At 54.5% G+C, this 15337-nt stretch carries 9 protein-coding genes; 7 read left to right on the forward strand and 2 right to left on the reverse strand.

What is annotated here, in order from left to right; all coding sequences use genetic code 11:
- Positions 1–177 precede the first annotated feature (177 nt).
- The 5 genes from BMI79_RS03825 to BMI79_RS03845 all read left to right on the forward strand — a co-directional run bounded on the left by BMI79_RS03825 (position 178) and on the right by BMI79_RS03845 (position 6475).
- Complete coding sequence (locus tag BMI79_RS03825; protein ID WP_076940600.1) at positions 178–1311, forward strand: sugar diacid recognition domain-containing protein; 1134 nt, start codon at positions 178–180, stop codon at positions 1309–1311.
- Between the two features lie 118 nt (positions 1312–1429).
- A complete protein-coding gene (locus BMI79_RS03830; RefSeq protein ID WP_076940602.1) occupies positions 1430–2695 on the forward strand; it encodes a GntP family permease in 1266 nt (421 codons plus the stop codon).
- A gap of 10 nt (positions 2696–2705) precedes the next feature.
- Positions 2706–3854, forward strand: coding sequence for a glycerate kinase (locus BMI79_RS03835; protein WP_076940603.1), 1149 nt, complete (start codon positions 2706–2708; stop codon positions 3852–3854).
- Positions 3855–4148: 294 nt separating this feature from the next.
- Positions 4149–5111: a ferrochelatase gene (gene hemH, locus BMI79_RS03840; RefSeq protein WP_125828715.1), complete on the forward strand. Its 963-nt coding sequence runs from the start codon at positions 4149–4151 to the stop codon at positions 5109–5111.
- Between the two features lie 59 nt (positions 5112–5170).
- Positions 5171–6475, forward strand: coding sequence for an inosine/guanosine kinase (locus BMI79_RS03845; protein WP_076940607.1), 1305 nt, complete (start codon positions 5171–5173; stop codon positions 6473–6475).
- Positions 6476–6521: 46 nt separating this feature from the next.
- On the opposite strand, the gene ybaL is transcribed toward BMI79_RS03845, so the two are convergent.
- Both ybaL and BMI79_RS03855 read right to left on the reverse strand, forming a co-directional pair.
- Positions 6522–8213, reverse strand: a complete 1692-nt coding sequence (ybaL, locus tag BMI79_RS03850; RefSeq protein WP_076940608.1) for a YbaL family putative K(+) efflux transporter — start codon at positions 8211–8213, stop codon at positions 6522–6524.
- 229 nt (positions 8214–8442) lie between these two features.
- The gene (locus BMI79_RS03855; protein ID WP_076941222.1) at positions 8443–9663 is read right to left on the reverse strand and encodes an MFS transporter; all 1221 of its coding nucleotides are present in this window, start codon (positions 9661–9663) and stop codon (positions 8443–8445) included.
- A gap of 238 nt (positions 9664–9901) precedes the next feature.
- Here BMI79_RS03855 and ushA point away from each other — a divergent pair, with 238 nt between their 5' ends.
- Together ushA and BMI79_RS03865 are read left to right on the forward strand one after the other, a co-directional pair.
- The gene (ushA, locus tag BMI79_RS03860; protein ID WP_076940609.1) at positions 9902–11554 is read left to right on the forward strand and encodes a bifunctional UDP-sugar hydrolase/5'-nucleotidase UshA; all 1653 of its coding nucleotides are present in this window, start codon (positions 9902–9904) and stop codon (positions 11552–11554) included.
- Between the two features lie 331 nt (positions 11555–11885).
- Complete coding sequence (locus BMI79_RS03865) at positions 11886–15290, forward strand: glycoside hydrolase family 3 protein (protein WP_083704357.1); 3405 nt, start codon at positions 11886–11888, stop codon at positions 15288–15290.
- Positions 15291–15337: the final 47 nt, after the last annotated feature.

Raw genomic sequence — 15337 nt, forward strand, 5'->3', positions numbered from 1 at the left:
CACCCCAGTCACTTACCTGAGTAAGCTCCTGGGGCTTCGCTCAGTTGCCGCCTACAAGCAACTCGAATTATTTTGGGTATAGAACGCCGGGCCTGACGCCTGGCGTTTTTTTTGCCGTCAATGCGCACTATGATGCCCTCTCTTATCTCGCATGTTTAAGTCGACAGGAAAAAACGCATGCTCAAACAGACCCGTTTGCTGGAAGAAGCTACCGCGCGGCAGATCGTGCAGCGTGCGATGGGCATTATTCATCATTCGGTCAACGTGATGGACAGCAACGGCGTGATTATTGCCTCTGGCGATCCGGCGCGGCTGTACCAACGCCATGAAGGCGCGGTACTGGCATTGACGGAAAATCGTGTGGTGGAAATCGATGCCGCGACGGCGGCACATCTGAAAGGGGTTAAGCCCGGCATCAATCTGCCGTTCAGCTTTCGTCAGCAGCACGTGGGGGTGATTGGCATCTCAGGCGATCCGCTGGAAGTGCGTGCCTATGCCGAACTGGTGAAAATGGCCGCTGAGCTGATGGTGGAACAGGCGGCGTTGCTGGATCAGCATCAGTGGGAGCGGCGCTACCGTGAAGAGTTGGCGAACCAACTGCTGCAGCCGCAAACGGAGCCGGGCTCGCTGGACGCCATGGCGGCTTATCTGGGGCTGGATTTACAGCAGCCACGCCTGGTCTGGATTGTCGAGCTATACGATCGGCAGCCTCAGTTATTACGCGATTTATTGACCGAATTAGAAAACACGCAGCGTGAAGCGCTGATCGCCATGACGCATTTCAATGAGCTGGTGCTGCTGCGGCCTGCCATGTTGCAGCAAGGCGAATGGAGCCTGAAGCAGGAGCGCCGTCAGGCGCAGCAGCTGTTGAGCCAGTTACAGGGCCGTTTCAGCGTCAGGCTGATTATCGGTGGTTATTTCACCGGCCTGGAAGGTTTACGGCGTTCGACCCTCACGGCGCGGGCGACTCAGGCAATGGCCCGCAGGTTGAAGCTACGGCATAAAACGCTGTTCTATCAGGATTACCCGTTGCCTGCGCTGCTGTGCGATCTGGGAGAGGACTGGCGGGCACAAGAACTGTCACGACCCTGGGCGGTGTTGAGCGAGAAGGACGAGAAAGGCGTGCTGCGTAATACGCTCCGTCAATACTTTTACCAGAATTGTGATCAAACGCAGACGGCGGCGCAGCTTCATATTCATGTGAATACGCTGCGGTATCGCCTGCAGAAAATTGAGGCGATAACAGGTTTAAAAATCAATAACCTAGGCGATAATTTACAGCTTTATATCGGCATGCTGATTAATGACTGAACTGTATTAACCCACAATTTTCCTGCCCCTTTGGCCGGATGTTTTTGTTGTTTTCTCTCAGGCTAAAACGGAATGCTGGCGGTAAGTTGGCTGGCACACCAACCAAGGGAAAATAATAATGACAACGGTATCCACTTTAGGCGCTCTGGTGGCATTAACTGTCGCTATCGTACTGATTCTACGTAAGGTTCCACCAGCCTATGGCATGATCGCCGGGGCGCTGGCGGGCGGCTTATGCGGCGGTGCCGATCTGGTACAAACCGTCACGCTGATGATTACCGGTGCGCAGGGCATCACCAATGCGGTGATGCGCATTCTGGCCGCCGGGGTGCTGGCTGGCGTCTTGATCGAATCTGGTGCGGCACACACCATTGCAGAAACCATCGTGCGTAAGGTCGGGGAAACTCGCGCTTTACTGGCTTTGGCGGTGGCAACCTTGATCCTGACCGCCGTCGGGGTGTTTATCGATGTGGCGGTGATCACCGTGGCACCGATCGCCTTGTCTATCGCGCAGAAAGCCGGGATCTCCCGCGTGGCGATTCTGCTGGCAATGGTCGGCGGCGGCAAGGCGGGCAACGTGATGTCGCCCAATCCTAATACCATTGCCGCCGCAGAGAATTTTAATGTTCCTCTCACCTCGGTGATGATGGCCGGGATCGTGCCGGGCCTCTGTGGCCTGGTGGTGGCGTACGTGTTGGCTAAGCGTTTGAGCAATAAGGGCAGCAGGGTCAGTGCGGAAGAACTGACCCTGCAGACCGAAGGAGCTCGTCCTGGCTTTGCCGCCGCAATCAGCGCGCCTTTGATTGCGATTCTGCTTTTGTCACTGCGCCCGATCGCCGGTATTGCCGTAGATCCGTTAATCGCCTTGCCGGTTGGCGGCTTGCTGGGGGCGCTGCTGATGGGGCGTATCCGCGACAGCAACAGATTCATGATTTCGGGCCTCAGCCGTATGGCACCGGTGGCGATTATGCTGCTCGGCACGGGAACATTGGCCGGGATTATCGCTAATTCAGCCTTAAAAGACGCCCTGATTGCCGGCTTAACCCACACCGGGATGCCCGCCTGGCTGCTGGCACCGCTTTCTGGCGCGCTGATGTCGATGGCCACGGCGTCTACCACGGCAGGCACCGCCGTTGCCTCCGGGGTGTTCAGCAGCACATTGCTGGAGTTGGGCATCAGTGGGCTGGCGGGTGCCGCAATGATCCACGCGGGGGCTACCGTGCTGGATCACCTGCCGCACGGCAGTTTCTTTCACGCTACCGGCGGGAGCACCAATATGGTGGTGCATGAACGGCTGAAGTTATTGCCTTACGAAACGCTGGTGGGCTTTACCATTGCAACCCTCTCTGCGCTGATGTTTGGCGTATTCAATCTCGCAGGTTAAGGAATTCAAAATGAACATGCTGAAGAAAGTCGTCATTGCGCCGGACTCATTTAAAGAAAGCCTCAGCGCACTGGAAGTGGCGCATGCGATTGAACGTGGTTTTCGTCAGATATTCCCTGCGGCGCAGTATGTGCTGCTGCCGATGGCGGATGGTGGTGAGGGAACGGTGGATTCCATGGTGGCCGCCACGGGCGGAGAGCTTGTTATGGTCAGTGCCACCGGCCCTCTGGGCAAGCCGGTAGAGGCCTTCTATGGCCTGCTGGGGGATGGCGAGACGGCGGTGATCGAGATGGCCGCCGCGTCAGGGTTGCACTTGGCTGCCAGCGGCGAGCGTAACCCGCGCATTACCACCAGCTATGGCACAGGCGAACTGATCCTGGCCGCGTTGGATCGCGGGGTGAAATCAATCATCCTCGGCATCGGCGGCAGCGCAACCAACGATGGCGGCGCGGGCATGATGCAGGCGCTAGGGGCTCGGCTGCTGGACGAACAGCACCAGCCGCTGCAACCGGGGGGCGCAGCGCTGGCACAGCTGGCTCATCTCGATCTCAGCCTACTGGATCCGCGTTTGCAGCAGGTGAAGATCACCGTGGCCTGTGATGTGGATAACCCGTTGTGCGGAGCAAAAGGCGCTTCGGCGGTTTTTGGCCCGCAGAAAGGGGCAACGCCAGCGATGGTGCAGGAGTTGGATAACGCGCTGCACCACTACGGCACGCTGTTGGAGCAGGCTACTGGCCGTGCGGTATTGAATGCTGCCGGTGCGGGAGCGGCAGGGGGCATGGGGGCGGCGTTGATCGGTTTTCTTGCCGCTCAGCTGCGGCCAGGTATTGAGATCGTGATCGAAACGCTTCAACTGGAAGACGCGCTGCGCGATGCCGATCTGGTGATTACCGGTGAAGGGCGGCTCGACAGCCAATCGATTCACGGTAAAACGCCGATCGGCGTAGCGCGGGTAGCGAAACGTCATCATCTGCCGGTGATCGGCATTGCTGGCAGTTTGGCGGCGGATTATCAGGTGGTGCATCAGCACGGTATTGATGCTGCTTTCTCGGTGCTGGATCGCATTGTGACTCTGGAAGAGGCGTTGGCGGGGGCAGCGCGCAATCTGGAAGTGACGGCGCGCAACGTGGCTGCGGTATGGCAACTGGCGCAGAAGTGAGCCACAGTGGGAATACCTGTTGCTGATATCGGTTCCGGCTAAGCACTTTTCCGCTACAATAGCTGTCATTACTTTTATGTCAGTCAGTTAAGCGCAGAATCGCCTGATTTTGCAGCAGATGCTAAACGTGTCGCCCTCCTTGTGGGAGAGGGCCGGGGTGAGGGGCTTAATTCGGTGATCTTCCCCCGTCATCTTCTTAAGGTAGAGGGAACGGTTTAGCCTTAACTGACAAGCATGACGCCATTAATCACGTCTAATAACAGCGTATTAGCCAGGCCGGAAAAGGGAACTGTAATGAAGCAAGAAAAACACGGGGTATTGCTGGTGAACTTGGGTACGCCCGATGCCCCTACCCCGCGAGCGGTAAAACGCTATCTGAAAGAGTTCCTCAGCGATGGCCGCGTGGTCGATCTGTCACCGCTGCTCTGGTGGCCGATTCTGAACGGGGTCATTTTACCGCTGCGCTCGCCGCGCGTGGCCAAGCTGTACCAATCGGTATGGATGGACGAAGGCTCACCGTTGCTGGTTTACAGCCGCCGTCAGCAGCAGGCGTTAGCGGCACGTATGCCGAACACGCCGGTAGAGCTGGGGATGAGCTACGGCTCACCGAGCCTGGCGCAGGCGATCGATAACCTGCTGTCCCAAGGGGTAACCAACCTGGTGGTGCTGCCGCTTTATCCGCAATACTCCTGCTCGACCAGCGCGGCGGTGTGGGATGGCGTGGCGCGGGTGCTCAAAGGCTACCGCCGTTTGCCATCGATCGGTTTTATTCGCGATTACGCCGAACATCCCACCTATATTTCCGCATTGCGGCAAAGCGTTGAGCGCTGTTTTGCCGAGCACGGCCAGCCCGATCGTTTGATCATGTCATTCCACGGCATTCCCAAGCGCTATGCCCGTTTGGGGGATGACTATCCGCAACGCTGTGAGGATACCTACCGGGCGCTGGCGGCCACGCTGCCGTTGGCGGCGGACAGGGTCATGCTGACTTACCAGTCGCGCTTTGGCCGCGAGCCTTGGTTAACCCCCTACACCGATGAAACCCTGAAAAGCCTGCCAGCCCAGGGCGTTAAGCATGTGCAACTGATTTGCCCTGGTTTTTCGGCCGATTGCCTGGAAACATTGGAAGAGATCAAAGAGCAGAACCGGGAGATCTTCCTTGAGGCTGGCGGTGAAAGGTTCGAATACATCTCCGCGCTTAATGATGACTCGGCGCATATCGATATGATGCAAGAGTTGGTGGCACAGCGGTTTTAATCAAACGGGCAGGAATATGCTACTATTCCTGCCCGTTCACAGCCAACTTCGTCAATCACATGAAATTTCCTGGTAAACGTAAATCCAAACACTATTTCCCGGTTAACGCTCGCGATCCGCTGTTGCAGCAGGCACAGCCAGAAAATGAAATCGGCACCTCTTATATCGTCGGCATTGACCAGACGCTAGTGGATATCGAAGCGAAAGTGGACGATGCGTTTGTGGCGCGCTACGGCTTGAGCCTCGGCCATTCACTGGTGATTGAAGATGACATTGCCGAAGCTCTGTACCAGGAACTGCTGGACAATAACCTGATCACTCACCAATTTGCAGGTGGCACGATCGGCAATACCTTGCACAACTATTCGGTACTGGCGGACGATCGTTCGATCTTGTTGGGGGTGATGTGCAGCAACATCAAGATTGGCAGCTATGCCTACCGCTATCTGTGTAACACCTCCAGCCGCACCGATCTCAACTACCTGCAAGCGGTGGATAGTGCGATTGGCCGCTGTTTCACGCTGATCGCTGAAAGCGGCGAGCGCACCTTTGCCATCAGCCCGGGGCAGATGAACCAACTGCGCCCGGAGAGTATCCCTGAAGAGGTGATTGCCGGGGCTTCGGCGTTGGTGCTGACCTCTTATCTGGTGCGCTGCAAGCCGGGCGAACCTATGCCAGCGGCCACCATGCGGGCGATTGAGTTTGCCAAAAAGCATGATGTGCCGGTGGTGCTGACGCTGGGCACCAAATATGTGATTGCCGACAAACCGCAGTGGTGGCGTGATTTTCTCAACGATCACGTCTCTATTCTGGCGATGAACGAGGACGAAGCCCTGGAATTGACCGGGCTCGGCGATCCGCTGATGGCTTCGGATATGGCGTTGGATTGGGTGGATCTGGTGCTGTGTACCGCCGGGCCAAACGGCCTGTATATGGCAGGCTACACGGAAGAGGCCAACAAGCGTGAAACCCAGCATCCGCTGCTGCCGGGCCAGATTGCCGAGTTTAACCGCTATGAATTCAGCCGCGGCATGCGCCGTGTAAACTGCGAAAACCCATTGCGTATCTATTCGCACATTGCGCCTTATATGGGCGGCCCGGAAAAAATCATGAATACCAACGGTGCGGGTGATGCAGCCCTGTCGGCCTTGCTGCACGATATTGCGGCCAATGGCTATCACCGCAACAACGTACCGAATTCCAGCAAACACGTGCGCAGCTACCTGACCTATTCCTCTTTGGCGCAGGTGTGTAAATATGCCAACCGCGTCAGTTATCAGGTGCTGAATCAGCATTCACCGCGCCTGACGCGCGGTTTGCCTGAACGGGAAGACAGCCTGGAAGAGTCTTACTGGGAAAGGTAAGCGAAACGAGCAGGAGCGCGGTTATGGCGCTCCTGAGGGGTATTTGTTAAATCGGGCATGCGCCCATTTTCTCTTCTTCCGACAGCGTTTCCAGCCTGATGCCATGCAGCATGCTGTTGGCAATTTCGCGCTCGCCCATCACTACCTGATCGGCACCCTGCTCAGAGAGGTATGGGATTTCTTCATCATAGTGGGCACGGACAATGATCTCGAGATCCGGCCGTTTGGCGCGTGCAGAGGCCACGATCTCACCGGCTTCGTAACTGTTTGGAATGGTCAGCAGCAGCCAGCGTGCGCAGTCGAGGCGCGCCAGATCCATGATTTCTGCATTGGCCGCATTGCCCAACACCACTTTGACGCCCTGTTCACGCAGCGCCTCAACCCGCGGGCGTGAGTTTTCAACCACCACCAGTGGAATACCGGCCTTGGCGAGTTTGGTGCCCAACAGGCTGCCAACGTTACCAGAACCGACGATCAGCGCATGGTTACACATATCCACCGGGATCTGTTTCTCTTCTTCTACCGCCTCTTCCAGGGTTTGATCCTCCATGGTTTCGGTTTTTGCCAGATAGCGCTCCAGCAAGGTAAACAGCAGCGGATTGAGCATAATCGACAGAATCGCCCCGGCCAGCACCAGGTTACGGCTGTGCTGATCCATCATGCCGAGGGTGACCCCCAGCCCGGCGAGGATAAAGGCAAATTCACCGATCTGCGCCAGGCTGGCGGAGATCGTCAGCGCGGTGCGCTTGGAGTGGCCGAACATTTTTACCAGCAGGAATGCCGCCAGTGATTTACCAAACACGATAATCGCCAGCGTAGCCAGCACCGCCAACGGTTCGTGCAGCAGAATCATCGGATCAAACAGCATCCCGACGGAAACAAAGAACAGCACTGCAAAGGCGTCACGCAGCGGCAGCGTATCGTGCGCGGCCCGGTGGCTCAGCTCCGATTCGTTCAGCACCATGCCCGCAAAGAAGGCACCCAGCGCAAATGAGACATCAAACAGGCCGACGGCACCGTAAGCAATTCCCAATGCCAGCGCCAGCACCGCCAGCGTAAACAGCTCGCGTGAGCCGGTACTGGCGGTTTTGGCCAGGATCCATGGCACCAGACGGCGGCCAACCACGATCATCAGTGCGATAAAAGCGATCACTTTACCGATGGTGAATGCCAGTTCGGTCAGCAGGTGGGAAGTGCTGGTATCATCGCTGCCGATCATATTGGCGAAAGCGGGCAGCAATACCAGCGTCAGCACCATGGCTAAATCTTCGACGATCAGCCAACCGATGGCGATTTGCCCGCGCTGGCTTTCAATCAACTGCCGTTCTTCCAACGCCCGCAGCAGCACCACGGTGCTGGCGGTGGACAAACACAGGCCGAACACCAGGCCGGAGACCAGATCCCAACCCATTAATTTAGAGAGCCCCATGCCCAATAAGGTCGCGACGGCAATCTGCGCAACGGCACCGGGGATGGCGATAGATTTTACTGAGAGAAGATCTTTAAGAGAGAAATGGAGGCCAACACCAAACATCAGAAGAATCACACCGATTTCCGCCAGTTCCGGTGCCAGAGAGGTATCGGCAACAAAACCGGGGGTAAACGGGCCGGCAAGCACGCCTGCAGCCAGATATCCCACCAGAGGGGAGATACGCAGGCGGTTTGCCAGCATGCCCAAAAGGAAAGCGAGGACTAATCCTCCGACAATCGTGGTGATCAGGGGTGTTGAATTATGCATCCAGACTCCTTCTAGTTGCGCATCACAGTCATTTGACGAAAACAGATAGAGAGTTTATTGCATTTGCTTGAGCCGTGTTGGGTTAATTTTGCCATTTATGCGGAAAAACAGAGGATTTCACATTTTTTGCACCAAATGGCTTATTTAATAACTAAAAAGGTAAATAATTCGGTTATACAGTGTGAATAACCCGGATGATGAATGGCTTTCAACCGTTTGAATGTCTGGCTTAATGCACTTTGTGGTTCACATTCGGCAGTAAAGCGGTGATGATCCCAATTAATGGCAGGAAAGCACAGATTTGATAAACCAGCTCGATACTGGTCAAGTCGGCCACATAACCAAGAACTGCCGCACCTAAACCGCCCATACCGAAAGCAAAACCGAAGAATAGGCCGGAAACCATGCCCACTTTGCCCGGAATAAGGTCCTGTGCGTATACCAGAATGGCAGAAAACGCCGAGGCCAGAATAAGCCCGATAATCACCGTTAAAATCCCGGTCCAATAGAGGGAAGCATAGGGTAAAACCAGCGTAAAGGGCGCAACACCGAGGATCGAGCCCCAAATCACATACTTGCGCCCGAACTTATCCCCTAAAGGCCCACCTATCAGGGTTCCTGCCGCCACGGCAAACAGAAAAGCGAACAGATGAAGCTGGGCATTCTGTATCGAAACACCGAACTTTTGCATCAGATAAAAGGTGTAATAGCTGCTGATACTGGTGAGATAGAAGTATTTAGAGAAAATCAGGATCAGCAGAATGCCGAGTGAGAACACTACGGTACGTTTTGGCAGCGGTAATCCCGCTGGCGGGGCTTTGGGCATGCTTTGCGCAACCCGGTGTTGCTGCTGATACCATTTGCTAACCTGGAGCAAGACCACAATCGCCAGCAGTGCGGCGAGCGAGAACCAGGCCACATTGCCTTTACCGTAAGGCGCGATCACCAGAGCTGCCAGCAGCGGGCCGAGTGAACTGCCAAAGTTGCCGCCCACCTGGAACAGCGACTGCGCCAAGCCGTGTCGCCCACCGGAGGCCATCCGCGCCACTCGCGAGGATTCCGGGTGGAAAACCGAAGAACCGGTGCCTACCAGTGCCGCCGCCAGCAGCACGAATGGGAAGGTGTTGGCAACCGAAAGCAGCAATAAGCCAGACAGGGTGAATCCCATACCGACGGGCAGCGAATAGGGCTGCGGGTGCTTGTCAGTGTAGTAGCCAATCAGCGGTTGCAGCAGCGATGCCGTGAGCTGATAGGTGAGGGTGATCATGCCGATTTGCACAAAGCTGAGGTTGAAATCGGCACGCAGGATAGGGTAAATCGCCAGGATCAGCGATTGAATCATGTCGTTGAGCAGGTGAGAAACGCTGATGGCACCGAGGATCGAAAAGACGGTACCCTTAACCGCACTGCCTCTGGCGGGTGGCAGGGCGGCTTCGCTACGGTCAGTCATATAATTATTAGCCTGGTAAGTGGATGACAGAATCGCCATCTTATACTGTTCACCTTTCATGCGACAATGTTGTTGCTGCGATGTTATGCCGCAGCGGCGAGCTCCCAGCACTGAACAGTATTTATCCCATCCGGCATAATCCAACTCATGTCACAAAAATTTGAAATGGGTTGTTGTCAATTCGCGTTACACTTCCACACGCATCGACAATAACCGTTATCAGCAATGGAGATCCGCCATGCGTTTTTCGCTAAAAACCACCGCATGTGCGTTGGCCGTGTCCCTGACTTTGCTTTCAGGAGCGGCCAGTGCCTGGGAAAAGGATAAAACCTACGATATCACCATCCTGCACACCAACGATCATCACGGCCATTTCTGGCAAAACGATCACGGTGAGTACGGTTTAGGCGCACAGAAAACGCTGGTGGATAGCATCCGTCAGGAAGTGGCGGCCAAAGGCGGCAGCGTGCTGCTGCTGTCCGGTGGCGATATCAATACCGGCGTGCCGGAGTCTGATTTACAGGACGCCGAGCCTGATTTCCGTGGCATGACGCTGATTGGTTATGACGCCATGGCGATCGGCAACCACGAGTTTGACAACCCGCTCAGCGTGCTGCGTCAGCAGGAAAAGTGGGCCTCTTTCCCGCTGCTGTCGGCCAATATTTATCAGAAAAGCACCCAACAGCGCTTGTTCAAGCCTTATGCCTTGTTCGACAAGCAAGGGGTTAAAATTGCGGTGATCGGCCTGACCACCGACGACACCGCCAAGATCGGTAACCCGGAGTATTTCACCGACATCGAATTCCGCGTGCCGGCGCAGGAGGCCAGGCAGGTGGTTGAGCAGCTACGCAAAGACGAAAAGCCCGACGTGATTATCGCCGCTACCCATATGGGCCACTACGATGACGGCAATCATGGCTCTAACGCGCCGGGGGATGTGGAGATGGCGCGCAGCCTGCCTGCGGGTTACCTCGACATGATCGTTGGCGGCCATTCGCAGGATCCGGTCTGTATGGCCAGTGAGAACCACAAGCAGGTGGACTACGTGCCGGGAACGCCGTGTGCGCCGGATCGCCAGAACGGCACCTGGATCGTGCAGGCGCATGAGTGGGGCAAGTACGTGGGCCGGGCCGATTTCCAGTTCCGTAACGGTGAACTGAAGCTGATGCATTACCAACTGATCCCGGTCAACCTGAAGAAGAAAGTCGAGAAGGCCGACGGCAGCAGCGAACGCGTTTATTACACCCAGGCGATTGCCGAAGACCCGGGCATGATGAAGCTGCTGACGCCGTTCCAGGAAAAGGGCCAGGCGCAGTTGGGTGTGAAGATCGGCAGCGTTAACGGCAAACTGGAAGGCGATCGCAGCAAAGTGCGCTTTGTGCAGACCAACTTGGCCCGTGTGCTGCTGGCCGCGCAGATCGAAAGGGCCAATGCCGATTTTGCCGTGATGAGCGGCGGCGGTGTACGTGATTCGATTGAGGCGGGCGATATCACCTACAAAAACGTGCTCAAGGTACAGCCGTTCGGCAATACGCTGGTATATGCCGATATGAAAGGCAGTGAAATAGAGCAATATCTGGCGGTGGTGGCAAATATGAAGGTGGATTCCGGGGCCTACGCCCAATTCGCCAACGTCAGCCTAGTGGCCGACGGTAAAGGCGTTAGCAACGTGAAAATCAACGGTGAACCGTTGCAGGCGGATAAAACCTATCGCCTGGCCACGCTGAATTTCAACGCATTGGGCGGTGATGGCTATCCGAAGATCTCTACCCTGCCGAGCTACGTGAATACCGGTTTTATCGATGCAGAAGTGCTGAAACAATATATCGAAAAGCATTCACCGCTGGATGCGGCGGCGTTTGAGCCGAAAGGTGAGATTGTTTATCAGTAAAGGGATTTTACTTTGAATAAGCGCAGCCTGGCAGCCAGGCTACGCTTATTCAGCAATCAAGCTGCTGCACAGCAAAAATAAGACAACAGAAGAAGTGTGCTTTCCGTTTTACGTGTGATTAAAAGTGACATTGAAAGGTTTGCGGGCTCCCCTCCCATTTCCAATCTACCCAGCCAGGCATTTATTTCGAAGTGTGAAATATATCTTAGTATTATTTATTTCCCTCTGTTAAACATCTCTTATGTTTTACAAGACTTGGAATCTTCCAAGGTGTTTGCTTTTCTACTCGGAGAGGGATTCTGTGATAAAGACGAAAAGTGTAATCATTAGCATGCTTATTTCTTTAGCGTTGATTGGCTGCGATAGTGCTGAAAAAAGCACGACGCAGAGCAACAATAATAGTGCGGGAAATAGCAGTAATAATAACGGTAACAACAACGGTAACAACAACGGTAACAACAATGGTGGTAACAGTAATGGAGGTGATATTAACCCACCGAGCACCGCCCTGCCTTACTTTGCCGACTGGGAGAACGTTAACAGCGTCATCAAAAAAGATCCGGCAATGGAAACAGAAATTCAGCGTATTCTGGCGATGATGACGCTGGAAGAAAAAGTGGGGCAGATGATACAGCCTGATTTACGCGATGTGACGCCCGAAGAGGCAGAACAGTATAAATTAGGTTCTATCCTGAACGGCGGCGGTGCTGCGCCAGGCAATAATAAGTACGCCACCGCTGAAGAGTGGGCGAAAGAGGCGGACAAATATTGGTTAGCGCTGGAACGCGTTTATGAAGGGCGCGGATTCAGGATCCCCTTTATGTGGGCAACGGATGCTGTGCACGGCCATAACAACGTGTTTATGGCAACGGTTTTCCCGCACAACATCGGCCTCGGGGCCGCGCGTAACCCCGATCTTATTGAAAAGATCGGTGCTGTGACCGCGCGTGAGATTGTCGCTACCGGCTTGGACTGGACGTTTGCACCAACCGTGGCCACGCCGCGTGATTATCGCTGGGGCCGCGTATACGAAGGTTATTCTGAAGATCCCGAGATCGTTTACGAGTATGCGAAACGCATGGTTCAAGGCATTCAGGGCGGTGAAGAAGGCCTGAAAGGCGAACTGAACGTGATCTCGAACGTTAAACACTGGGTCGGTGACGGCGGCACGCTGCAGGGTATCGATCACGGCCAAAACCGCTATACCGAGGAATATCTGCGTAATATTCACGCCATGGGCTATATCGGTGGCCTGAGCGCAGGGGCGCAGGTGGTGATGAGTTCATTTAACTCATGGTGGAACCCGGCCAACGTCGATCCGATGCTAGATAACCCCTATTACTCTGCTGCAAGCACCGACTCTGGCTACATGCAAAACCAGAAAATCCACGGCTCAAAGTATCTCATCATCGATGTGCTGAAAGGCAAAATGGGCTTTGATGGCCTGGTGGTGACCGACTGGAATGGCCAGGGTGAGATCAACGGCTGCTCTGCGGCCAACTGCCCGCAAGCCGTTATCGCGGGTAACGACGTTTTTATGGTGACATCACGTAATGATTGGCACGCATTTTACCAGAACGTCATCGATCAGGTTAAATCCGGCATTATCCCGATGGAACGTATTGACGATGCGGTCACCCGTATTCTACGCGTTAAAATGCGTGCCAACCTGTGGGAGAAACCGATGCCCAGCCAACGTGCGTTGGCGGGTAAACAGGAGGTGCTCAGCGCCCCTGAGCACGTTGCTGTTGCACGTCAGGCGGTATCCGAGTCTCTGGTGCTGTTGAAGAACGAAGCGCAAGCGCTGCCATTGAAGAAAGGGGCGAAATATCTGGTGGTGGGCTCTGCGGCCAACGATATCACCAAACAGACCGGTGGCTGGTCGTTATCATGGCAGGGAGATGGCAACACCATCGAGAAAGACTTCCCACATGCACAAACCCTGTTAATGGCCATGAAAAGTGTGGTTGGCGCGGAGAATGTGATTACCGACGTTACGGCTACCACGCCTGAAGAAGCGGTAGCGGTTGTCGTGATCGGCGAAGATCCCTACGCTGAAATGTTTGGGGATATCTCCAAGTCACAAACGCTTGAGTTCGCCGCGCTGAAATCGAAATACCGCAAAGATTCAGAGCTGATTAAATCGCTCAAAGAGCAAGGCTATAAAGTGGTCACGGTGTTTTATTCCGGGCGACCGCTTTATGTTAACGAAGAGATCAATCACTCTGATGCCTTTGTCGCGGCCTGGTTGCCCGGTACTGAAGGGCTGGGCATTACGGATGTGCTGTTCGGTGATAAGGACTTTAAAGGCAAATTGTCCTACACATGGGGAGCAACCAAGTGTTCCACTACCATTAACCGCGCTGCGCCAAACATCGCTGGCTATATCACGCCCGTTGACGGCATCACCGGCCAGGTTATTGAACAGGAACTTGATGGTGAATATGGGCAGCTCTTTCCATATGGTTACGGTTTGAATTATGCCGGTAAAACCGACGTCGCCGCGACGGAAGCAGATCTAAATAATCTTCCTCTGGATCCCCGTGATTATGGCTGTGGTATATCTGCACCGGATACCGGCGTTGCGGATACCCCGCTCGAGATCTTTGGCAAAAATGCGAAAGGCGAATTTGTTGCGGCCATATCGGGAGATATTAACGGTTGGGCTAAGCATGAAATAACCAAAGGTGAAACGACCATTGGTTCGCTAACCACCAAGGGGATCGATTACCAAGGTATGCAGCAGTCAGCCCTGAACGTTAATTTCACCGGGGAAACCGAAGGTTTTGTCGGTAAATCTGCCGCTCAGATCTATATGCAAACTACTGACAGCAAAGGGGCGGATTACAATCGCTATGTGAATGCTAAATCGACTATCGAGTTTGATATTCGCATCCATTCAGGCAATCCCGCGTTGGTTAATTTGTCTACGCACTGCGAATATCCCTGCCGGGGTGAAGTTAACATCGCCAATATTCTCCCCAAGCCTTCAAGTGAGTGGTCGACAATTAAAATCCCCGTTCAGTGCATGGTAGAAACGGGAATGTCGTACCAAATGATGAATACGCCTTTCCTCATCTACACTGCCGAAGCGATAAACTTTGATATTGGTGCCATCCGTTATGTGCCGCAGCCGGACGGTTTACCCAAAGATGCCATTCCCTGTGAGACGTTCCATGCCGCCGAATTACCGCCGTTAGAGGGGGCAAGCTACGATATTCTGGCTGACTTTGGCGCAACAAAGGTAACCAGCGATCAGTACAATACGGATAACTGGCAACCCTTACCGGAAGGGGTTACGCATATGACCGTAACAGAGGCCGCCTCTGTGATCGGCGTTGCTTATAATGTGCACAGCCCCGAATCGTATAAAGGCCTATTGCACCTTAATTTCGCCCCTCAAAACCTCAAGCAGTTTGCCAGCGGTCATCTGCAGTTTGATATTTTCGTCAAGTCGCTAGGCGCGCAAAAGCAAGACTCTGAGCAAACAGGTTTAGTGATTAAAGTCGGCGGCAGTAAAGGTGACACGGGGGATATCTTCGTTGACTCGCTGGCAGGAGCCAAACTGGTTCTTGGCGAGTGGAAAACGATCGCGGTCCCGATGAGCACCATTACGTCTAAAGTGAGCAATGCTTATTTTGATCAGAGTATTAACAGCTTCACGGTGTTTCCTGCCTGGGGCAATACGCAGGCGGGCTTTGAGTATGATATTAAGAACATAAAGTTTCTTAAGTAACCCTAGGTGCAACAACGGTGGTGATGCTGCCACCGTTGTTTAATGGG

This window comes from Serratia oryzae (assembly GCF_001976145.1).
Classification (GTDB): domain Bacteria; phylum Pseudomonadota; class Gammaproteobacteria; order Enterobacterales; family Enterobacteriaceae; genus Chania; species Chania oryzae.